Consider the following 20,961-nt stretch of genomic DNA (forward strand, 5'->3'; position numbering starts at 1 on the left):
ATCGGTGACCGGCAGCCGTCGGGGCGCATTACGAGACGTCGCTTATTTTAACGACCACGTGTTGCGCGATATGGGCCTTGAGCGAGGTTGGAATCATGAGATCCGGCGCATGGTCGAGCCGTCGCTAGCCCAAGAGACGGAGCCAAAACCGCAAGTCAGGTGGCCAATCGTACCCCGGCGGCAGACCCGCTAATGCCCGCCCCCTCCTCCAGCCGGCGCGGCGCGCGGCTTGCGGACGAAGGGTAGCGCGAGCGTCAGGCCGATGAAGAGAACCGAGAGCACGAGGAAGATATCGCCGAACGACATCACCAGAGCCTGCTTTCGCACCATGTTCGACATGGTGCGAATCGCGGCGTTGTTCGCATCGGAGCCGAGACTTTGGAAGCTCATGGTCATGTTGTTCAGAGTCTCGACGGCGGTTGAGCGCCCCCATTGGACGTTCTCGCGCAACCGCTGCAAATGCAGATCCCAGCGGTTGTTGAGGATGGTGTTGATGAGCGCGAGCCCGACCGCGCCGCCGAGATTTCGCGTCAGGTTATAAAGACCCGAGGCGTTCTTCAGCCGGTCCGGCGTTAACGTGCCCAACGCGATGTTGTTGATCGGCACCATACAGATCATCAGCCCGGCGCCGCGCAGGATCTGCGGCCACAGAAGCTCGTTGAAATCCCAATCCTTGGTGATCTCGGAGGCAAGCCAGGTGCCTACGGCGAAACTCGTGAAGCCGATGCCCATCATGATGCGCGGATCGAGCGTCCGGGAGAGCCTTCCCGCGACAGGCGCCATCAGGAACATGCAGACACCGGTGACGAACATGGTCTCGCCGATCTGCAGCGAGGAATAGCCCCGCACCCGGCCGAGATAGAGCGGGTAGATATAGGTCAGGCCATAGAGACCGATACCCATGACGAAGCTGAAGGCACAGCCGACCGCGAAATTTCGGTCGCTGAAAGCTTTCAGGTCCACGATCGGGTGACGCGCGGAGAAGACGCGGAAAAAGAAGCCTATGGCCGAGACGAGACAGACGACGGCGAGGATCGCGACCAGTTCATCCTGGAACCAGTCATTGTTGGCGCCCTCTTCCAGCACATATTCGAGCGAGCCGAGGAACGCCGCCATCAAGCCGAGGCCCAGCCAATCGAACGTCTTGAAAAGATCGAATTGCGGCTCGTCGAAATCGACCAGAAGATAGGTCGACACGGTCACGAAGATTCCCGGCACGATGTTCACGAGGAAGAGCCAGTGCCAGGAGAAAAGATCCGTCAGATAGCCGCCGATGGTCGGGCCGACGGTCGGAGCAAGCGTCGCGACGAGGCCGATGATGGGCGAAATGATCGGCCGTTTCTCGGGTGGGAAAATCGTGAAGGCCGAGGCGAAGACGGTCGGGATCATGCCGCCGCCGATGAAGCCCTGCAACGCGCGCCAGACGATCATCTGCTCGATGGTGGTCGAAGTCGCGCACATGAAGCTCATGAGCGTGAAGCCGCCCGCCGAGATGACGAACATCCAGCGTGTGGACAGCACCCGCGAGAGCGTGCCGGAGAGCGGGATCATGATCACTTCGGCGATCAGGTAGCTCGTCTGCACCCACGAGATTTCATCGGCAGAAGCCGACAGACCGGCCTGGATTTCGGCAAGCGACGCCGAGACGATCTGGATGTCCAGGATCGCCATGAACATGCCGAACACCATGCAGAAGAACGCGAAAGTCCGACGCCGGTCGAGCGGCGCGGACTTCGCGATCGGAGCAGGTGCTGACGGCTTGCCAGCAATGGCGGCTGAACCGGCCATGATCGCTTACTCTTTGATGCTCGCGGTCTTCGCGGGAGCCTTCTCCCGCGTATCGACATTCACCACGACGGAAAGACCCGGGCGCAATAAGCCCTGCTTGGCAACATCCGGGTTGACGCTCACACGCACGGGGACGCGCTGCACGATCTTGGTGAAGTTGCCGGTCGCGTTTTCGGGTGGCAGCAGACTGAACACAGCGCCGGAGGCCGGCGATACGCTCTCGACGGTTCCAATGACGTCATGATCCGGGAAGGCATCGACCGCGATATGGACCTTCAGGCCCGGCTTCACTGATGCAAGTTGCGTTTCCTTGAAATTCGCGTCCACGTGAACGCTCGTCAGAGGAACCAGCGCTGCGAGGCGGGTTCCCGGCTGCACATAGGTTCCGACCTCGACGGCTTTGTTGCCGATGACGCCGTCGACCGGTGCGCGGATTTCGGTGAACGAAAGATCCCGCTGCGCCTTGTCGGCTGCCGTCTGGAGTTCGGCGGCCACACGCTGTGCCTCGACCTGCTGCGCCGCAAGCACGTCCACATTGGCCTGTGCGGCGGTGAAGGCGGCCTCGGCGCTCTTCACATTCGCATCGGCGCGATCCCGTCCGGCCTTGGCCGCATCGAGCGTCGCCTTGCTGGCATAGTTGGACTGGGACAGTTGAAGCTGACGGGCATAATCGCCCTCGGCCCGCTCGGCCTCCGCCTTGGCGGCTGCGACCTGCGCGTCAGCCTGTACGATAGACGCTTTGCCAGCTTCAATCTGACGGCCGATGCGCGTAATCGCGCTGCCCTGCGTCGCAAGCTTGTCCTTGGCCGCTTGAAGCGCGAGGCGGTAATCGCCGTCATCGATCTTCGCGATCAGATCACCCGCTTTGACACTCTGGTTGCTGACCACAGCGAGCGACGCCACGTAGCCGGAGACCTTCGCGGACAGGATCGTGATGTCCGCCTGAACATAGGCGTCGTCCGTACTCACCATGAACCGCCCGGTCGTCCACCAATGCACGCCCTCATACGCTCCGAATGCCAGGGCCACGCCGAGAACCGCCAGAATCACTGGCTTTTTGCCGAGCTTGCGCTTGGGTTTCTCGACAGGTGATACGCCAGTAGAGGGGGCTTTCGCCTGCAGGGGAGCTGCCACCGGCGTTTCCGGCGCTTTGCCCTCCGGGAGCCTGCCCTCTTGAGCGGCCTCGCTCCTGTCAGCTTTTGCGAATTCTTCCCGATAAGCCATTGCTATGTCCTCGAGGCTGCGAAACTCTCTTGACCGAACGGTTCGGTCAAACTAGGTCAAGGGTCTGGCAGAAAAGAAATACAAAGCCCATATGATTTGACTGAACGGTTCGGTCAATAGCCTTTATGTGATAAACCGCACATGTCTGAGATGCAGGATACTCATTCCCAACCGCCTCCCACGCCTGCGGACGGCAGCCTTGAAAAAGCGAAGCGCCGCCAGATTCTGGATGGCGCGAGGGAAGTCTTTCTCGCACGCGGGTTCGACGGCGCCAGCATGGGCGAAATCGCCAAGACCGCCGGTGTCTCCAAGGGCACGCTCTACGTCTATTTCGACAGCAAGGAAGCCCTTTTCGAGGCACTGACGACGGAAGAAAAGCGCGGCCTCGCAGAAGTCCTGTTCAAGCTCGATGCGGATGATCCGGATGTCCGCGGCGTTTTAACGCGGCTCGGACATAGCTATCTCGTTCACATGGGCCGGCCGGAGCACATCTCCTCCGTTCGCATGGTGATCGGCGCGGCCGAGAAGTTCCCTCGCATCGGCCAGATCTTCTACGAAGCGGGTCCGTGTCGCGGCATCGAGCGCCTCGGAGCCTATCTCGACCGCCAGGTTCAAGCAGGACGTCTGACGATTTCCGATACCCCCGTCGCCGCGCAGCAGTTTCTCGATTTGTGCAAATCCGGCGTCATGCATCGCTTGCTCTTCGCGGTAGGCGACCGTCCGACAGAAGAGGAAATCCACAAGACAGTGGAAAGCGCGATCCGCGTGTTCTTCGCGGCCTATGGCCCGAACGCGGCCCCGCGCTAATGGATCCCATCTAACATAAGAGTCCGCATGGGATTCCCTTTGGCGCGAGCGCGTGCGAGTCAGGCGCATGGATAGAGGGATCGCTTTCAAGCTCTCCAAAGATCCCAAGTTCGTCGACAAGCTCAGAGACGTGGTTGGGCTCTATCGATCCGCCGGCCCATGCCATCGAGCTGGCGGTCGACGAGAAGAGCCAGATCCAGGCGGTCGACCGCACCCCGGGGACCGGTAGAAGCAGACCTCTGGTTATTGGCCGCACCGACAAAGCGGCGCGCAGGTTGTTCCAACCACACTTCTACGCACCGTCGATTCAAGCTATTCTAAAAGAGCTGGGGCGGAGAATTTGCATGATGGCGAAGCTCGTCTTTGGAATGAACCAGTCCTTGGACGGCTATGTCGACCACATGGCGTTTGCGCCAAGCCCAACGCTTTTCAATCACTTTATCGACCAGGCGCGCAACCAGGTGGGTAGCGTGTACGGTCGCCGCTTGTACGAGGTCATGCGTTATTGGGATGAGGATCATCCCGAGTGGGACGCGGCGCGGCGCGACTTCGCGGCTGCATGGCGGAGCCAACCGAAGTGGGTCGTGTCGCGCTCTTTGAAGTCAGTCGGCCCCAACGCCACACTTGTCGACAATGACATCGAGGCGGCGATACGCGGGCTCAAGGCTCAGCTCGTTGGGGAGATTCAAGTTGGCGGACCAGACTTGGCACGAAGTCTAACCGACCTTGGTCTTATTGATGAGTATCGCCTCTACCTCCACCCCGGCGTGCTCGGTCGCGGCAAGCCATTCTTCGCCGGCCCCCGGCCACCGCTCCGCCTTGTGGCCAGCGATCTCATTGACGAGGACGTGATCAGGTTGACGTACGTTCCTGCTTGATCGCGCGGACCACCGCTGGTGGAGCGCAGATGAACTCGCCACAACGCGAGAAACCGTATTTCCCGGAGACCTCGCGGATCTGCTGAAAAACCTCGACGCCTAACTCGCGTCTGGTTTCTAGCCCTCCTCGCGCAACGCCTCGGACACACGCTCGCGCAAAAGATCGGGGCGGCGCAAAACGAGAGCGCCACGCGTCCGCTCGATCAGGCCCTCCTGAGCCATGACCGTGAATTCCCGCGTCACCTGCTCACGGCGGCAGCCGATGCGGGCGGCGAGGATGTGGTGGAACGGTGGAGGCGTCACCACCCGCTCGACGGATGCTCCCCGCGGAATCGAGAGGCGCAGAAGCTCCGAGTAGAGACGATGGCGCAAGTCGAGAACAGTCTGCTCCACGAAACGCTCGTTCAACTCGCGAATACGCGAGGACAGCAGGCAGAACAGGCGCTCGGCCACGGGCTGATTGGCAAAGACGAGTTCGCGGAACACGGATGAAGGCATCACGCAGGCCTCGCCACGCGTCAATGCCGTGACGTTGGCCGAGCGCTTGATGCCGTCCATGGCGGCCAGTTCACCGAAAAGCTCACCGGCCCTCATCTCATCAAGGATAACTTCCTTTCCGGCAGCTGTGCGCATGAGAACACGAACATCACCGGCGAGAAGAAAATAAACATCCGTCGACGGGTCATCGAAATCCACAAGGATTTCCTCGGGCTCGAACCGACGCCAGGAGGATCGAGCCTCGAACGGAGCCAGGTCGATGTTTAGATCCTTAAAGAGAAAAACGCTCGCAAGCCGCGCCATTCAGTCCCCCTTGACGCTGCTATCGTTGAACCGAGCCAATGCTCAGGTCAAGCTCAACTCCGGCATCTTCCAAAGCTTACGTAACGGAAGATAAAAATGAATACCCTATCCGAAAATCTAGGCTTTCAGAATTTTCTCGTCTGTAATTCCAGCGCGGGCACAGGCATTACGAGTGTCTACAACAAGTTTGGCGTGATCGACCACCATTCTATAGTTGATAGCGTCATGATCGGTTGCAATGAGAACCGCATCGTAGGCCGCTAAAGTCTTCGCATCCAGAGTTACGGAGCGTCGCCCTGCCAGCGGCGCGTGCTTGCGCGTCGTCGGAAGAGCCGGGATATGGGGGTCGTGATAATCCACCGAGGCTCCCCTCGCCTCGATCAGCTCTATGAGCTTCAGAGACGGGCTTTCCCGCATGTCGTCCACATTCTTCTTGTAGGCGACGCCGAGGATGAGGATTTTCGAGCCGGAGAAAGCCTTGCCACTCCGGTCGACCGCCTCCGCCAGCCGGTCGACCACATAATACGGCATGTGCGTATTGATCTGCCCCGCCAGTTCGATGAACCGGGTGGTAATGTCGTACTCACGCGCCTTCCAGGTGAGATAGAACGGATCGATGGGGATGCAGTGCCCGCCGAGCCCCGGCCCCGGATAGAAGGGCATGAAGCCGAAAGGCTTGGTCTTGGCCGCCTCGATCACCTCCCAGATGTCGATGCCCATGGCCGCATAGACCACCTTCAACTCGTTCACGAGGGCGATGTTCACAGCACGGAAGATGTTTTCGGTGAGCTTCACCGCCTCCGCCGTCGCGGCCGAAGAGACGGGCACGGTCCTCACGACGAGTTGGCTGTAGAGCGCATCCGCGAGCGCAACCGCCTCGGGGCCATCGCCACCGACGACCTTCGGAATGCTGGAGGTGCCGAAATCGGGGTTGCCTGGGTCCTCGCGCTCCGGCGAGAAGGCCAGGAAGAAGTCCTCGCCGCTTTTCAGCCCCTTCGCCTCGAAAATGGGTTTGAGCACCTCGTCCGTGGTGCCGGGATAGGTGGTCGATTCAAGAACCACGAGCTGGTCCGTCCGCAGACGCCGCGCGATGGCCTGAGCCGTTTTCTCCACATAGGAAAGATCCGGCTCCCGGTGTTTCGTCAGCGGCGTCGGGACGCAGATGAGGATGGCATCCGGCTCGTCGAGCCGTTCGAAATCGTCCGTTGCGGAAAAGCGACCGCTACGCACGGCCTCGGCCACATGATCGGAACCGATATGCTTGATGTAGCTCTCCCCTCGGCCGATCTGTTCGACGTAATTTTTGTTGATGTCGAAGCCGAGCACCTCGAAACCGGCCCGCGCGGCGGTGAGCGCCAGCGGCAAACCGACATAGCCGAGGCCGATAATGCCGAGTTTGGCGCGGCGGGCCTTAAACTTCTCCAGAAGTGCAGTCACGTCGAAAGTCGTTGCGCCTGCTTGGCCTGAGCGATCCGCGCGCATTGTCCGAACTCCCGACTGACGAACTGTCCCCTGTGTCTGGGGTCGTTACCGGTCACAGTCAAGATTGGCCGCCTTGCATGATCGTGCCTTGCCAGAGCCGGCTCCTCGCGCCAAAAGGCGGTCATCATGCTTCACGCGAACGATCTGACCTATCGCATCGGCGACCGGCTCATCCTCGATCACGCCTCCTTCAACCTGCCGACCGGCAGCAAGGTGGGCCTCGTCGGGCGAAACGGTGCGGGCAAGACGACCCTGTTCCGCATCATTCAGGGCGAAGTCCCGACCGAGAGCGGTAGCATCGCCATGCCACGCAACGTGAAGGTCGGCGGTGTGTCGCAGGAGGCCCCGGGCGGCCCCGAAACCTTGCTCGAAGTGGTGCTGGCTGCCGACAAGGAGCGGACAGTGCTCATGGCGGAGGCCGAAACCGCAGATGGATTTCGCCGCGCGGAAATCGAAACCCGCCTGACCGATATCGGCGCCCATTCCGCGCCCGCTCGCGCCGCCGCGATCCTGCATGGCCTCGGCTTCGACGCGGAAGCGCAGAATCGGCCCTGCTCGGACTTTTCCGGTGGCTGGCGCATGCGCGTCGCGCTGGCGGCTGTCCTCTTTACAGAGCCTGATCTGCTGCTTCTCGACGAGCCGACCAACTATCTCGATCTCGAAGGCACGCTCTGGCTCTACGATTATCTGGCCCGCTATCCGCACACGGTTCTGATCATCAGCCACGACCGGGATCTGCTCGACACCTGCGTGAACCATATTCTCCATCTGGATCGGGGGCAGCTGGCGATCTATCGCGGCGGCTACACCTCGTTTGCGCGGCAATTGGCGGAAAAGCGCGAGCTGACCGCCAAGGCGCGAGTGAAGCAGGAGGCCGAGCGCAAGCATCTGCAAGCCTTCGTGGACCGCTTCAAGGCGAAGGCCTCGAAGGCGCGGCAGGCGCAATCGCGCGTCAAGCGGCTGGCGAAGCTGGAACCCATCGCGGCGCTTGTGGAAGACGAGGCCATTCCCTTCGACCTCCCTAGCCCACAGCGCGTTCTCGCGCCGCCGCTGATTACGGTGGAGAGCGCCGCCGTCGGCTATGACGGCCGCACGATCCTCGACCGTCTCAATCTCTCGATTGCACCGGACGATCGCATCGCCCTTCTGGGATCCAACGGCAACGGCAAATCGACCTTCTGTAAGCTCATCGGCGGGCGGCTGGCCCCGATGAAGGGCGACATCCGGTTCCCGACCAAAATGGATGTGGCCTATTTCGCCCAGCACCAGCTCGACGAGTTGAACCCGAAGGCGACCGCCTACGATCACGTGGCGGCATTGATGCCGGATGCGCCCGTCGCGAAGGCGCGCGCCCGCACGGCGCAGCTCGGCTTCGGAGCGGGAAAGGCCGACACGCCGGTCTCGTCCCTCTCCGGGGGCGAGAAGGCGCGCCTTCTGATGGGCCTTGCGGCCTTCCACGGTCCTCATCTTCTCATTCTCGACGAACCGACCAACCATCTCGACATCGACAGCCGCCAGGCGCTGATGGAAGCCATCAACGACTATGACGGCGCGGTCGTTCTCGTGAGCCACGACCGTTTCCTCATCGAGGCCTGCGCGGATCGTCTCTGGCTCGTGGGCGGGGGCACCGTGAAGCCCTTCGATGGCGACATGGACGATTATCGCCAATTGGTGCTCTCCGGCGATCTCGAGCCGCAAAAGCGCTCGGACAAGCCGCAGGCCCCGAGCGCATCGCGCGTCGATGAGCGCCGCGCAGCCGCCGAGAAGCGCGTGGCGCTCGCGCCTCTGCGCAAGAAGCTGGATGCGCTCGAGGCGCGGATGGCGAAATTGACCGAGGTGATCGGCAAGATCGATCAAGCGCTCGCGGACGGAAGCGCGTTCCAAAAGGATCCGGCTAAGGCAACCGAATTGGCGAAGATGCGCGCCGAAGCCGCCGAGACGCTCGCAGGCGTCGAAGAGGAATGGTTGGACCTGAGCAGCGAAATCGAAATGGCGGGCGCTTAGAAACTGTTTTGAAATGATGTGCTGCCGCTCTCCTCATCGTCATTCCGGGCTTGCCTGCGGCGCCCCGGAATGACGGTGCTGAAAGCCGTTCAACTCTTTCCAAACGGGCTCTTCGTGTCTCTCCCGCGCGAGCTGCATTCTGCATGCAAAAATGATCGCGTTTCCTCGAAACGCGATCATGCTCCAGCCTTAATGCCTTAGGTTCAGCGAACGTCCGGGTGATCTGCCGTCATGAACGGAGTAGCGCCGATCCGCCAGCGCTCGGGCGCCACGAAAACACGACGCCGCTTGGTTGCCTCGAAGACTTGCGGCGGCTTCGAGTTGTCGATGAAGCGTCCGATCTGCTCTTGGAAATCCTCTCCGTCGCGCCAGAACCCGACATTCACATACGTGGTCCAACGGTGATCAAGGCCCCAAACCATCCACGGAAACTGCTTGCGATCTTCAACGCGGCTGAGGAATTCGCCAATGAGCCCCGAACGGTCGGCGATGGTGGCACGGGTGGACCAGTAATCAAGAAATTCCTGCTCGCGCCCCTTCTTGATCCGCCACTCGACCAGAACGACCCTCATGGAGGTTTGCTCTTCGCCGGCGGTCGCCTGCGACGCCGGGCGAACGGGCGCTTCCTGCGCGCGGGCCGACGTCAAGGTCAATTGCTGGCTGAATGCCAGGAACGCCAGGGAAATACAGGCCGTTCGAAGCCCGCGTACGATGTTCAGAGAAGCGTTCAAAGCTGTTCCCCTTACTTTATTGATGATCTCGATTGTTAGACTTGGGGCATCGATCTGCCAGCACCTGCTGATTGATCGGATCCCAGATACTCAACACTATCCGTGCAGTTTGAAGTTTAAGCGACTGTGACGACCGCCACACTGACGCTAACGGAAACTAAGTTAAAAGACAGCCCTTCCGTAGCGCTTTCTTGCGTTACGGGCGTCATTTTTGAGGTTATGGAAAATATCGGGCCGTGCTTGCGAAGGACAGGCCCTGAATTTCTACTTCACGATTCGGTCGAGCCGGTTGTTGACGAAGAAGTAGAGTTCGCGCCCGCCGGGCTCGGCATAGAGAACCTGCACTTCGCGCTGGCCTTTGCCACTCTCGCCAACCAGCACATCGGTTGCCGGCTTACCCTTCAGGCGCACGAGATCGCATTCTGCCATTCCAGGCGCGATGGTGGCGGCAGTGACAGGGACGTTGCCTGTGCATTGCCCATCGGGACCGAGCACAGGACCGTAATCCGGCGTACTGGCCACAGAGACCGGCGCTTGCGCGGCAGGGGCTGAGTTCACTGGGGCTGGGATCACTGGGGCCGAGACCACCGGCGAGCTCTGGCCGTTGCAGGCAGCAAGCCCAATGGTCGTCACAACCAAGACCGACGCAAGACTTGCGCGCATTCCCATCAATCCTTTTTCAATCCATCGCCCCACACACGCAGCGTCTCGTCGAAGAGGCGCTGAACATCGGAGCGGAACGCCTGGCGCGATGCATCGCGCGAATAAAACATGTGACCACCGCCGTAAACCCGCAGCGAAACGCGCTTCTCCGATCCGAAATCCGGCAGCTGATCGAGGAGAATCTGGCTTGCGAAATACGGCGTCACGAGATCCGTGAAACCATGGACGACGAGAACACGCAACTTGGAATCGAGTGCAAGGCTCTGCCGCAGCTCGCTCACATTCTCCACGTGATCGCGACCGCCTCCCCATTTCCAGGCACGGCTCACACCCTCGTTGAGCAGGTTGTAGCGCCCCTCGGCCTTGTAGTTCAGCGTGCGTGTCAGATGATCGAGCATAGCGCTCGTCAAAGGCGCGGTCAGAGCCGTGAGAACCGGGTCCTCGAACTGTGGGAAAAGCACAGTGGGATTGGGATTGTACCCTGCCACATCGGCGTCGTAGGCGCTCACAATCTCATCGGAAGCGCGACGCGCCTCGCGCTGGAAAGCGTTACCGCTGACACGCCCCGCGAGCCTTCGCACGAGAGCGGGGTCGAGCCCCGTCAGCGTCGCGACGCGTTGACTGACGCGTTCGACAGCCGCCCCGTCCTGAAGCCCCTTCATCATATCGACGAGATACTCGCCGGACGCATAGGCCTCGGCCTCTCGCAGGGCATCGCGGGTGACGGGTCCGCTTCGCGCGAGCCGTGCGGCGGCCATGGAAGGAAGCCGCGTCGCGTCGACCCAAGGAGCGAAGGATGACTGGTCGAGCCAATCGAAGTCGAATACGGGCGAGACAAGGACGAGACCGCTGAAACCGATGCCCTGATCACGCTGCAGCTTCTCAGCCAGCAACGGCCCACGAAAACCGCCGTAGCTTTCGCCGGCAAAGAACTTCGGCGAAAGCAACCTGTTCTTTTCCTTGAGCCAGCGCGTGACGAAAGCCGCAAGGCCATCGATGTCGCCGTTCACCGAGTAGAACCGATCCCGCACCTTCTCGTCGCCGATGACACGGCTGTAGCCCGTGCCCGGTGGATCGATGAAAACCAGATCCGTGAAATCGAGCCATGTTTCGGCGTTCGGAACGAGGCCGACCGGGGCTGACGGGCTGATCCTGCTCTCACCGACCGGCAGCCGCCAGGGGCCGAAGGCCAGGAGGTTCAAGTATGCGGACGAGGCGCCGGGACCGCCATTGACGGCGAAAGTGATCGGGCGCGTTGCCGGATCCTCGTCGTCCTTCACATAGGCGACGAAGCCGATCTCGGCCTGGGGTTTGCCCTCTCCATCGACAAGGGTGAGGCTCCCCGCGGTCGCGGTTAGCTTCAACGTCCGTCCGGGCAGTTCGAGGCTGTGGCGAGTCACCGATTCCGGCGGCAGGCGTTGCGTCTCCGGCTGCCGGCTCTCCTGGCGTTGCGCGGTCGGTGTCCTCGCCTCCTGGGCGAAGGCGGAAACGGGCGCGTTCAGCGCCAGACACAGAGCCGCAATGGTCGACAGTCGCGCAAATCCGGTCATCCGCTCAATCCCCTGTGATGCGGTTGAAATAAGCCGCGCTCGATTTCGTTCCAGGGACTGAAGAACCTGGTCTCAAGCCTTGCGCTGCCAGCGGCCGTGTTCGTCCTGCTGCCAATAGGTCGCCTCGTGCCCAACCTCCTTCACCGCGCGCCATTGTCCGCGCGCGGTTGCAAGCGCCTCTTCGTCATTGCCATCGAACATGACGACCATCCGCTCATACGATGCGATGTCGGACGGAAGATCCGCCCCTTCGACGAGAAAGCGGACATTTGCGTTGTTGGGATTGTGCTCCGCCAGCGTGATGAGCACCGGCTGGTCGCTCGCCGGGCTCTCGCGATCCGTACCATGCGGCAGGAAGCTTTCGTCGGAAAAGGTCCACAGATGATCGTCGAGGGCCGCCATCCGCTCCTCCGTCACAGCCTGCACGACCGCCCGCCAGCCGCGCTCCAAAGTCTTGAGAAGCAACGTCGGAAGCACGGCCTCGAGCGGCTGCTTCTGCAAATGATAGAAGAGGATCTCGGCCATTGGTGGCGACGTGTCTCCTGCGGCGAACGGTGTGCTTTTTTAAGCCTCGTAGTGGTCTTTCACGAGACGGTCGAGAACGCGAACGCCCCAACCCGAGGCCCAACCCTTGTTGGTCTCTGTCTGCGGCGAGCCCATCGCAACGCCCGCGATATCCAGATGCGCCCACGGCACGTTGTTCACGAAACGCTGGAGCAGAGCGGCAGCCGTGCTGGAGCCGGCATGGCGGCCTGACGAATTCTTCATATCGGCGAACTTGGAATCGATCATCTTGTCGAATTCAGCTGCGAGCGGCATGCGCCACACGCGCTCGCCCGTCGCCTGCCCGGCCGCCGTCAGCCGCTGCGAGAGTTCTTCGTCGTTCGAGAACAGGCCGGCGAACTCCTGGCCCAGCGCCACGAGAATCGCGCCGGTCAGCGTCGCGAGGTCGATCATGAATTTGGGTTTGAACCGATCCTGCACGTACCAGAGCACGTCGGCCAGAACGAGACGGCCCTCCGCGTCCGTATTGATGATCTCGATGGTCTGGCCCGACATGGTGGTAACGATGTCGCCGGGACGCTGGGCGTTGCCGCCGGGCATGTTTTCCACAAGACCGATCGCGCCGACCACATTCGCCTTCGCCTTGCGGCTGGCGAGAGCATGCATGAGACCGACGACGCAGGCCGCGCCCGCCATGTCCCCCTTCATATCCTCCATGCCCGCGCCGGGCTTGATGGAAATACCGCCGGAATCGAACACGACGCCCTTACCGATGAAGGCAATGGGCTTGTCCGTGGACTTACCCCCGTTCCAGCGCATGATGGCGAGGCGCGCCTCACGCACGGAGCCCTGGGAAACACCGAGAAGGGCGCGCATTCCAAGCTTGCGCATAGCCTTCTCATCGAGAATCTCGACCTCGACGCCAACTTTGCGCAAGGCATCAGCGCGGGATGCGAATTCCTCTGGGCTGAGCACATTCGGCGGCTCGTTGACGAGATCGCGGGCGATGACTACGCCCTCCGCGACCGCCTCGGCGGCCTTGAGCGCTTTCTTCACCGCGGTGGGATCGGCAACGGAGAGCGTCAGGCGGGCCGTCCCCGGAGTCTTGTCGTCCTTCTTGGTCTTGTAGTGGTCGAAACTGTATTTTCGGAGCCTTGCCCCAAGCGCCACCTCGGCCGCCGCCTCCGGCGTCACGTCCGCACCCGGCACGTCCAGGACAATTGTTGCCGCCTTGCCCGAAAGCTTGCCGGCGACGAATCCACCCAACTGCGCCCAATCGATGGGTGTCTTCTTGTCCTCGGCAACGCCGATCACGATCAGCCTGTCGACGGCAAGCCAAGCAGGCGCCGTAAGCACCAGGGCGCTACGAGCCTTACCCTTGAACTTTTCGAGATCGCCCGCCTTGGCGATGAGATCGACCGTCTTGGCTCCGATGCGCTTGGCGACGGCTGGGGTCGGCTTTAGATTTTCCCCGACGAAAACAACAAACTCGCCCCCCTCAACCGGGCCGTGGGCCTGGACGTCGATCTTCATGCTCTCGGCCATGGGAATTCCTCTGCCTCCCGTGAAAAGCCGGTGCGACCGGCCGCGTCATGACGTGACTTAAAACACATCCGAGACGACGGCACCACGGGTCTGCCCCGAAAGCGCCGCACTCCCAAGGTGTTGAAGCAGCCAGGCGGCTTGCTTGGCTGCGCCGGACAGGCTACCGAAAGCGGGCGCGCCGTAAGGCGAAGGTTTTTCAATGCTTCTGCTCGAACGTTATATTCTAAAGATTGCCTTCAACGCCTTCGCGGCGTGTCTGATTGCCTTGACCGGCGTGATTTGGATCACGCAGGCTTTGAGGGAGCTCGACCTGCTGACAGCCAAGGGCCAGACCATCATGGTCTTCCTCACTGTCACCGGGTTGTCCCTTCCAGCGCTGATCACCGTGATCTCTCCCGTCGCGCTCTTCATTGCGACAATCTATGCCCTCAACAAGCTCAACAGCGATTCCGAGTTGATCGTCATGAGCGCCGCCGGAATGCCTCCGCGCCGGCTGCTGAAACCGTTTTTTGCCTTGAGTGCTCTCGTCTGCGTGATCGTCGGGTTCATGACGATCTACATCATGCCGGCCAGCTTCCAGGAAATGCGTGATCTCGTGACTAAGATCCGCGCCGATTTCGTATCGAACATGGTGAAGGAGGGACAGTTCACCACCCTCGATAACGGCATTACCTTCCATTACCGCGAAAAGGCCGGGGATGCGCTTCTCGGCATCTTCATGCAGGATCTGCGCGACAAGGAAAAACCCGTGGTTTACCTCGCCGAGCGGGGGCAAGCTCTCGAAGCGAACGGGCAGTCTTATCTCGTGCTCGAAAAGGGCAGCGTCCACCGCAAGGAGGCGAACAGCCGGGATACGTCCATCGTTGCGTTCGAACGCTACGCGGTCGACCTCTCCGCCTTCAATCAGGACGGCGGCGACGTGGTCTACAAACCCCGCGAACGATCGACCGTACAATTGTTCTCCCCGGATACGAGCGAGTTCTACTACCAATTCCAGTCCGGCCGTTTCCGGGCCGAGTTGCACGACCGGCTTTCCTCCTGGCTCTATCCGTTAGCCATGATGATGATCGCATTCGCGGCACTCGGCGACGCCCAGACGACCCGACAGGGACGCGGCCTTGCCATTGCGGCAGCCGTGATTGGCGTCGTTGTCCTGCGCATCGCCGGCTTCGCAGCTTCGAGCGCGGCCATCAGAACGCCATGGGCACTTCTCGGCGTCTATGGTGCGCCGCTGATCGCCATCGTGTTTGCTTTGCTATTGACCCTTCAGGGGGCAGCTCTCCGGAAGCTTCGTGCGCGGCTCAATGCTTTGGCAGCCGTGTTGCGCATGCCGCGCCGCCCTGAGACTTCGAAGGCCTGACATGCTGCTCGGTGTGACCCTTGGGAGCTATTTCTCGCGGCAGTTCTTGAAAACGATTTTCGTCGTCTTCGGAACGGTTTTCGCCCTCGTCTACACTCTGGACTTCGTCGAGCTGATGCGGCGCGCCGGCGATGCTGAGGGGGCGACGGCCGGCATGATGGCCACATTGGCCCTCTTCCGCACACCTGCCGTTGCGGAACAAGTAATGCCGTTCGCCGTGCTGTTCGGCAGCATGGCGGCGCTTCTGCAACTCAGTCGAAAACTTGAACTCGTCGTCGCCCGTGCGGCGGGCATCTCCGCCTGGCAGTTCCTTCAGCCAGGCCTTTTCGTAGCCCTGGCTCTCGGCGTGTTCTCGATCACGGTCTACAATCCGGTCTCTGCGCATTTGAAGCAACGGGCCTCCAATATCGAGGCGAAAATCTTCGCGAAGGCCACCCAGATCAGTGGAAAAGGGATCTGGATCCGGCAGAAGAGCCAGGATGGTCAGGCGATTATCCGCGCGGAAGCGGCAATCGGTGAATCGGCGACCCTCACAGGGGTCACTATCTTCACGTTCGACGAGAAGGGCACTTTCGAGCAGAGAATTGAGGCCCGTGAAGCCGTGCTCCATGAAGGATTCTGGGAAATCAAGGACGCCAGGGTCCTGACCGAGAACGATCAACCGCAGACGTTCAAGCGGTTCGTGATTGCTTCGAATCTCGTTCCTTCACAGGTAAAACAGAGCTTCGTCGCCCCAGATTCGGTGCCGTTCTGGGATCTCAATGACAGTATCGCCCGAATGGATCGGGCGGGCCTCGATTCGACCCGCTACCGTCTCCAACACGATGTGCTTTTGGCGCGTCCATTGCTGTTCATCGCCATGGTATTCGTGGCTGCTTCGGTTTCGTTAAGATTCTTTCGATTCGGTGGTGTAGCGATGATGGTTCTCGGTGGCGTGGCCGCCGGGTTCGTGCTTTATGTGGCCACTGAACTTATGAGTGAATTGGGGGCCTCCGGACTCATCAGCACGATGGTTGCGGCCTGGTTCCCAGCTGTAGTAGGCAGTCTCCTCGGAACTCTCGCACTCCTCTATCAAGAGGATGGCTGAGGGTTCGGCATGAGGACTTGGCGAGGAGCGCGTATGGACCGGGGCAAGACAACGATCGCAGCATCTGCGGTCGCGATTGTGCTTCTTTGCACAGTCGGCGCCTTGCCTGCGCTTGCCCAGCGCACGCTGAACGATGCCTTAACGTCAAGGACCGAGGGTAAAGTCGGCCAGGAGCCGGATCGTCTGCTCGTCGATGCCAAGGAAATCGTCTACAACAACGACAAGAACACGATTGCAGCCTCCGGCGACGTGGAATTGAACTATCAGGGACGCACGCTGCAAGCGGATCGCGTTACCTATGACCGCAATACAGGTCGCGTCTATGCCGAGGGCCACGCCCGCATGACCGACAAGGATGGGACCGTCGCGACCGGCGAGCGATTCGAGCTGACGGACGATTTTAAGGACGGCTTCATCGATACCCTCCGCGTGACCCAGAGCACCATCTACCAGGGCAGGCCGGTCACGACTCGATTCTCCGCTCCCCGCGCGGAGCGTTCCGCGGGTGAGACGACCATTTTCGAACGGGGCACTTACACGGCCTGCGAACCCTGTAAGGAACACCCAGAAAAGCCGCCGTTGTGGCAGGTGAAAGCCGCCAAGATTATCCACAACAACAGCGAGCAGACGATCTATTACGAAGACGCGACGGTCGAAATCTACGGAATCCCGATCGCGTACCTGCCCTATTTCTGGACTCCCGATCCGACGGTGAAGCGCAAGACCGGCTTTCTTTCACCGCGTTACATCGGCTCGAGTTCCCTCGGTCAGGGCGCCGCGATCCCCTTCTTCTGGGCCCTCGCGCCGAATTACGACCTGACGCTGACGCCTGCCTATATGAGCCGCCAGGGCGTGCTCGGTCAGGCGGAATGGCGCCATCGTCTCGATACCGGCTACTACAACATTCGCGCAGCCGGCATCGTTCAGCAGGATCTAGGCGCGTTTCTGAAGAGCCCTTTCGGCCCGGGTGACCGCGAAAACCGCGGATCGCTTGAAAGTTCGGGCATGTTCTACCTCAACGACCGCTGGCGTTGGGGCTGGGACGTTTCCCTCGTTTCCGACAAGTGGTTCCTCGAGAATTATCACATCCGCAGTGAGAGCCTGAGCAACAACTATCTCAAGGAATCGATCTCGACTCTCTACCTGCAAGGCAAGGGCGACCGATCGTTCTTCGACATGCGTGGCTACTACTTCCAGGGCCTTTCCACGTCGGATTGGCAGAAGCAGCAACCCGTCGTCGCTCCGGTAATCGACTACAACAAACGCATCAATGGGCCCGAAGGCATCGGCGGCGAAGTCGCGATCGATGTGAACATCACGAGCCTGAGCCGTGAGGCTGCCCAGTTCCAGCAGATTCCGGTGAGGACGACCTCACTCTTCGGTATCTACGGCACTTGCGCCGTCTTCCAGCACGATTCGTGCCTTGTACGCGGCATCAGCGGTAACGCCTCTCGTGCCTCCGCCACCGTATCCTGGCGGCGTGAATTCATCGATCCCATCGGTCAGGTCTGGACGCCGTTCACCTATCTGCGCGCGGACAATTTCTGGTTCTCTCCCCGTTTGACCGGCTTCCAGAACCCTGAGCTCATCAATTTCCTCCCCGGCGACAGCGAGTACGCGCTTCGCGTCATGCCGGCCATCGGCCTCGACTATCGGTTCCCCTTCGTCGCGGATATCGGCGACATCGGCCGGCAAGTCATCGAGCCCATCGCCCAGATCATTGCCCGCCCCAACGAAAGCCGCATCGGCCGTCTCCCCAACGAGGATGCGCAGAGCCTCGTTTTCGATGACACCTCGATTTTCGAGTGGGATAAGTTCTCGGGATACGATCGTGCGGAAGGTGGTGTGCGTGCCAATGTGGGCGTGCAGTACACCGTCACCAACAACAACGATTTCAACGCGAACGTATTGTTCGGGCAATCCTATCAACTTGCGGGTCGCAACTCGTTCACACCGGGAGACCTTGTGAATGCAGGTCGGGAATCCGGTCTGCAAACGGCGAATTCCGACTATGTCGGCCGCTTCCAGGTCTCCCCGAACAAAAACATCTCGTTCACGGCGCGTGGCCGTTTCGATCAGGAAGATTTCGGCCTCAATCGCCTGGAGGCCGGCATTTCGGCAAACCTGAATCCTTTTATCCCGGTGAACGCTTCCATCATTTACGCTCGCTACGCACCGCAGCCGGAACTTGGTTTTACTCGTCGGCGTGAAGGTGTCTTGTCATCGGCGAGCTGGAACATCACGGACAATTGGCGTGTGTTCGGATCAGTTCTCGTCGATCTCGACCGCTATCTCGTGGCACGGGATAATTTCATCCAGAGCTATCTGAGAAACCCGGCGACCGCTGTCTACAACCGTCAAAACCTAGCCTATGTCAGCTCCATGTCTCTCGGCTTGGGCTACGTGGACGAGTGCACCACGTTCATGGTCAACTATTCCACTTCGCCCCGTGAAATCGCCATCAGCTCGGGCGAAAAGGACCGGAACCAGACGGTTTCCTTCACGCTTGAGCTCCGCACACTCGGCCAGATCTCGGTCAATCAGAATCTGAACGGAGCGACCGGCGAATCCGGAACCGTGAAGAAATAAGTGGTGGGCATCGGCGAAAGCTTGATCCTGCTGACACAAGGCGACCCTGCCGGAATAGGACCGGAAATTACTCTGAAGGCGTGGCTCCAGCGCCGTGCGGAAAAGCTGCCACCCTTCGCGGTTCTCGCCGATCCCGAGCATCTTCGCCGCCTCTCAAGCGAACTCGGGTGGGATGTGCCGATCGAGGCGGTCTCTTCTTCGCAGGCACCCACAGTGTTCGACAGTGCCCTGCCCGTGATTGCACTCGACCATCCGGTGACAGCTCAACCCGGCCAGCCCGATGCGGCCAATGCGATTTCGGTGATCGCCTCTATCGAGGAAGCAGTACGCCTTGTGCAATCGGGCACGGCGGCAGCGCTTGTCACCAACCCTATCGCAAAGCACGTCCTTTACGCGGCCGGGTTCCAGCATCCGGGACATACGGAATTCCTGGCCGCCCTGGGGAGTAAGCCCGGCGGCCCGGTGCTTCATCCTGTCATGATGCTGTGGAGCGAAACTCTCGCTGTCGTGCCGGTGACGGTGCATATCCCGCTTGCGGATGTTCCAAAGGCCCTCACTACGCCGCTCATCGTCGAGACCGGCAGGATCGTCGCGCGGGACTTGAAGAGCCGCTTTGGCCTTCCCCGCCCGCGTCTCGCGGTCGCCGGGCTCAATCCTCATGCGGGTGAACACGGCTCCCTCGGATCGGAGGACGAGGCCATCGTTGCACCTGCCATCAAAATCCTGCGGGATGAGGGCATTGCTGTTGCAGGGCCACTGCCTGCCGACACCATGTTCCATGCGCGGGCGCGCGAGCACTATGACGCCGCGCTTGCCATGTACCACGATCAGGCTCTGATCCCGATCAAGACCATCGCCTTCGACGAGGCCGTGAACGTGACCCTCGGCCTCCCCTTCATTCGCACCTCCCCCGATCACGGCACCGCATTCGATATCGCGGGCAAGGGCATCGCTCGCCCCGATAGTCTGATCGCTGCAATCAGATTGGCCGCCCGGCTCAGTCAAGGGGCGAGGACATGAGCCAGATCGACGATCTGCCGCCGCTGCGCGAGGTCGTGCGCACGCACGGTCTTCTCGCCAAGAAGTCCCTCGGCCAGAACTTTCTGTTCGATCTCAACCTGACGAGCCGTATCGCCCGCTCTGCGGGCCCGCTCGAGGGCGTGACGGTGGTAGAGATCGGCCCAGGCCCCGGAGGGCTGACCCGTGCCATTCTCGCGGCGGGCGCGTCAAAGGTTGTCGCCATTGAACGCGATGAACGATGCCTGCCGGCACTGGCAGAAATCGCGGCTCGTTATCCTGGCCGCCTTGAAGTCGTCGAGGCCGATGCGCTGACATTCGATCCGCGCCCGCTCATCGGCGAAGGCCCTGCCAGGATCATTGCCAATCTTCCCTACAATGTGGGAACGCCGCTTCTGACCGGGTGGCTCACAAGCGAGAAATGGCCGCCGTGGTGGAGTTCGCTGACGCTCATGTTCCAGCGCGAGGTGGCGGAACGCATCGTCGCCGATGAGAGCGAGCCGAAGGATTATGGTCGTCTCGGTGTTCTCTGCGGCTGGCGTACTCACGCAAACATTCTTTTCGACGTCCCGCCCTCCGCCTTCGTGCCGCCGCCAAAGATCACGTCGAGCATCGTGCACCTGACGCCAAAGGCCGATCCGTTGCCATGCCGCGTGGATGCCCTCGAAGCCGTCACACGCGCCGCCTTTGGCCAGCGCCGGAAGATGCTGCGCCAGAGCTTGAAATCGCTCGTTCCAAATCCGACGGCCTTGATCGAGGCTGCGGCACAGAAAGAAACGGCGCGCGCGGAGGAGATTGCCGTGGAAGGGTACGTCGCATTGGCGAATGCCTATGAGGCGTCCCGAAATTGATGGGCCCCTTTCTCCAAAGCCTCCTCGCCGGTTTTACCCTGTGAGATATTGCGACGCTTTCAAGCGGTTGCAAGCGGTTG

The 20,961-nt window shown here is 60.9% G+C and carries 17 protein-coding genes and 1 pseudogene; 9 read left to right on the top strand and 9 right to left on the bottom strand.

Annotated features, from left to right (window positions below):
* Positions 1–189: 189 nt before the first annotated feature.
* Both AB4072_RS01095 and AB4072_RS01100 read right to left on the bottom strand, forming a co-directional pair.
* Positions 190–1,788, bottom strand: coding sequence for a DHA2 family efflux MFS transporter permease subunit (locus AB4072_RS01095; RefSeq protein ID WP_441965062.1), 1,599 nt, complete (start codon positions 1,786–1,788; stop codon positions 190–192).
* Between the two features lie 6 nt (positions 1,789–1,794).
* Positions 1,795–3,012: an HlyD family secretion protein gene (locus AB4072_RS01100; RefSeq protein WP_441965063.1), complete on the bottom strand. Its 1,218-nt coding sequence runs from the start codon at positions 3,010–3,012 to the stop codon at positions 1,795–1,797.
* A 141-nt stretch (positions 3,013–3,153) separates the two neighbouring features.
* On the opposite strand from AB4072_RS01100, the gene AB4072_RS01105 reads away from it, so the two are divergent.
* From AB4072_RS01105 to AB4072_RS01115, 3 genes and pseudogenes are all read left to right on the top strand, one after another.
* A complete protein-coding gene (locus AB4072_RS01105; protein WP_441965064.1) occupies positions 3,154–3,819 on the top strand; it encodes a TetR/AcrR family transcriptional regulator in 666 nt (221 codons plus the stop codon).
* Between the two features lie 82 nt (positions 3,820–3,901).
* Positions 3,902–4,073 (top strand): annotated as a pseudogene (locus AB4072_RS01110) (IS630 family transposase); the annotation flags it as partial.
* Between the two features lie 93 nt (positions 4,074–4,166).
* Positions 4,167–4,697, top strand: a complete 531-nt coding sequence (locus tag AB4072_RS01115) for a dihydrofolate reductase family protein (RefSeq protein ID WP_441965704.1) — start codon at positions 4,167–4,169, stop codon at positions 4,695–4,697.
* A 117-nt stretch (positions 4,698–4,814) separates the two neighbouring features.
* Here the strand turns inward: AB4072_RS01115 and AB4072_RS01120 are convergent, their stop codons facing one another.
* Positions 4,815–5,498 carry a Crp/Fnr family transcriptional regulator gene (locus AB4072_RS01120; RefSeq protein WP_441965065.1) on the bottom strand — a complete coding sequence of 228 codons (684 nt, stop codon included), beginning with the start codon at positions 5,496–5,498 and terminating at the stop codon, positions 4,815–4,817.
* Positions 5,499–5,615: 117 nt separating this feature from the next.
* Complete coding sequence (locus AB4072_RS01125; RefSeq protein ID WP_441965066.1) at positions 5,616–6,980, bottom strand: nucleotide sugar dehydrogenase; 1,365 nt, start codon at positions 6,978–6,980, stop codon at positions 5,616–5,618.
* A gap of 126 nt (positions 6,981–7,106) precedes the next feature.
* Between AB4072_RS01125 and abc-f the strand changes: the two genes are divergently transcribed.
* Entirely contained in the window at positions 7,107–8,984 is a 1,878-nt protein-coding gene (abc-f, locus tag AB4072_RS01130; protein WP_441965067.1) for a ribosomal protection-like ABC-F family protein, read from the top strand.
* Between the two features lie 203 nt (positions 8,985–9,187).
* Here abc-f and AB4072_RS01135 read toward each other — a convergent pair whose 3' ends face one another.
* From AB4072_RS01135 to AB4072_RS01155, 5 genes are all read right to left on the bottom strand, one after another.
* On the bottom strand, positions 9,188–9,715 hold the full coding sequence (locus AB4072_RS01135; protein WP_441965068.1) for an antibiotic biosynthesis monooxygenase family protein: 528 nt from the start codon (positions 9,713–9,715) through the stop codon (positions 9,188–9,190).
* A gap of 264 nt (positions 9,716–9,979) precedes the next feature.
* Positions 9,980–10,378, bottom strand: a complete 399-nt coding sequence (locus AB4072_RS01140) for a hypothetical protein (protein ID WP_441965069.1) — start codon at positions 10,376–10,378, stop codon at positions 9,980–9,982.
* A gap of 5 nt (positions 10,379–10,383) precedes the next feature.
* On the bottom strand, positions 10,384–11,928 hold the full coding sequence (locus tag AB4072_RS01145; protein WP_441965070.1) for a S10 family peptidase: 1,545 nt from the start codon (positions 11,926–11,928) through the stop codon (positions 10,384–10,386).
* Between the two features lie 72 nt (positions 11,929–12,000).
* Positions 12,001–12,453, bottom strand: a complete 453-nt coding sequence (locus tag AB4072_RS01150; protein ID WP_441965071.1) for a DNA polymerase III subunit chi — start codon at positions 12,451–12,453, stop codon at positions 12,001–12,003.
* A gap of 39 nt (positions 12,454–12,492) precedes the next feature.
* Positions 12,493–13,977, bottom strand: coding sequence for a leucyl aminopeptidase (locus AB4072_RS01155; protein WP_441965072.1), 1,485 nt, complete (start codon positions 13,975–13,977; stop codon positions 12,493–12,495).
* Between the two features lie 199 nt (positions 13,978–14,176).
* Between AB4072_RS01155 and lptF the strand changes: the two genes are divergently transcribed.
* Genes lptF through rsmA form a run of 5 tightly spaced genes read left to right on the top strand, consistent with a single transcriptional unit; the run spans position 14,177 to position 20,881 of the window.
* Positions 14,177–15,337 (top strand): LPS export ABC transporter permease LptF, encoded by a 1,161-nt coding sequence (gene lptF / locus AB4072_RS01160; protein ID WP_441965073.1) that lies wholly within the window; start codon positions 14,177–14,179, stop codon positions 15,335–15,337.
* A gap of 1 nt (position 15,338) precedes the next feature.
* Positions 15,339–16,424, top strand: a complete 1,086-nt coding sequence (lptG, locus tag AB4072_RS01165; protein WP_441965074.1) for an LPS export ABC transporter permease LptG — start codon at positions 15,339–15,341, stop codon at positions 16,422–16,424.
* Between the two features lie 33 nt (positions 16,425–16,457).
* Complete coding sequence (locus AB4072_RS01170) at positions 16,458–19,013, top strand: LPS-assembly protein LptD (RefSeq protein ID WP_441965075.1); 2,556 nt, start codon at positions 16,458–16,460, stop codon at positions 19,011–19,013.
* On the top strand, positions 19,014–20,033 hold the full coding sequence (gene pdxA, locus AB4072_RS01175) for a 4-hydroxythreonine-4-phosphate dehydrogenase PdxA (protein ID WP_441965076.1): 1,020 nt from the start codon (positions 19,014–19,016) through the stop codon (positions 20,031–20,033).
* Complete coding sequence (gene rsmA / locus AB4072_RS01180) at positions 20,030–20,881, top strand: 16S rRNA (adenine(1518)-N(6)/adenine(1519)-N(6))-dimethyltransferase RsmA (RefSeq protein ID WP_441965077.1); 852 nt, start codon at positions 20,030–20,032, stop codon at positions 20,879–20,881. The genes pdxA and rsmA overlap by 4 nt, the downstream gene beginning before the upstream one ends.
* Positions 20,882–20,961: the final 80 nt, after the last annotated feature.

Source organism: Microvirga sp. 2MCAF38 (assembly GCF_052115485.1).
Lineage (GTDB): Bacteria > Pseudomonadota > Alphaproteobacteria > Rhizobiales > Beijerinckiaceae > Microvirga.

What these genes read in the sequence shown, in the direction of transcription:
- AB4072_RS01095 (WP_441965062.1), bottom strand. Translation starts at nt 1,788, where the DNA reads ATGGCCGGTTCAGCCGCCATTGCTGGCAAGCCGTCAGCACCTGCTCCG.
- AB4072_RS01100 (WP_441965063.1), bottom strand. Translation starts at nt 3,012, where the DNA reads ATGGCTTATCGGGAAGAATTCGCAAAAGCTGACAGGAGCGAGGCCGCT.
- AB4072_RS01105 (WP_441965064.1), top strand. Translation starts at nt 3,154, where the DNA reads ATGTCTGAGATGCAGGATACTCATTCCCAACCGCCTCCCACGCCTGCG.
- AB4072_RS01115 (WP_441965704.1), top strand. Translation starts at nt 4,167, where the DNA reads ATGGCGAAGCTCGTCTTTGGAATGAACCAGTCCTTGGACGGCTATGTC.
- AB4072_RS01120 (WP_441965065.1), bottom strand. Translation starts at nt 5,498, where the DNA reads ATGGCGCGGCTTGCGAGCGTTTTTCTCTTTAAGGATCTAAACATCGAC.
- AB4072_RS01125 (WP_441965066.1), bottom strand. Translation starts at nt 6,980, where the DNA reads ATGCGCGCGGATCGCTCAGGCCAAGCAGGCGCAACGACTTTCGACGTG.
- abc-f (WP_441965067.1), top strand. Translation starts at nt 7,107, where the DNA reads ATGCTTCACGCGAACGATCTGACCTATCGCATCGGCGACCGGCTCATC.
- AB4072_RS01140 (WP_441965069.1), bottom strand. Translation starts at nt 10,378, where the DNA reads ATGCGCGCAAGTCTTGCGTCGGTCTTGGTTGTGACGACCATTGGGCTT.
- AB4072_RS01145 (WP_441965070.1), bottom strand. Translation starts at nt 11,928, where the DNA reads ATGACCGGATTTGCGCGACTGTCGACCATTGCGGCTCTGTGTCTGGCG.
- AB4072_RS01150 (WP_441965071.1), bottom strand. Translation starts at nt 12,453, where the DNA reads ATGGCCGAGATCCTCTTCTATCATTTGCAGAAGCAGCCGCTCGAGGCC.
- AB4072_RS01155 (WP_441965072.1), bottom strand. Translation starts at nt 13,977, where the DNA reads ATGGCCGAGAGCATGAAGATCGACGTCCAGGCCCACGGCCCGGTTGAG.
- lptF (WP_441965073.1), top strand. Translation starts at nt 14,177, where the DNA reads ATGCTTCTGCTCGAACGTTATATTCTAAAGATTGCCTTCAACGCCTTC.
- lptG (WP_441965074.1), top strand. Translation starts at nt 15,339, where the DNA reads ATGCTGCTCGGTGTGACCCTTGGGAGCTATTTCTCGCGGCAGTTCTTG.
- AB4072_RS01170 (WP_441965075.1), top strand. Translation starts at nt 16,458, where the DNA reads ATGGACCGGGGCAAGACAACGATCGCAGCATCTGCGGTCGCGATTGTG.
- rsmA (WP_441965077.1), top strand. Translation starts at nt 20,030, where the DNA reads ATGAGCCAGATCGACGATCTGCCGCCGCTGCGCGAGGTCGTGCGCACG.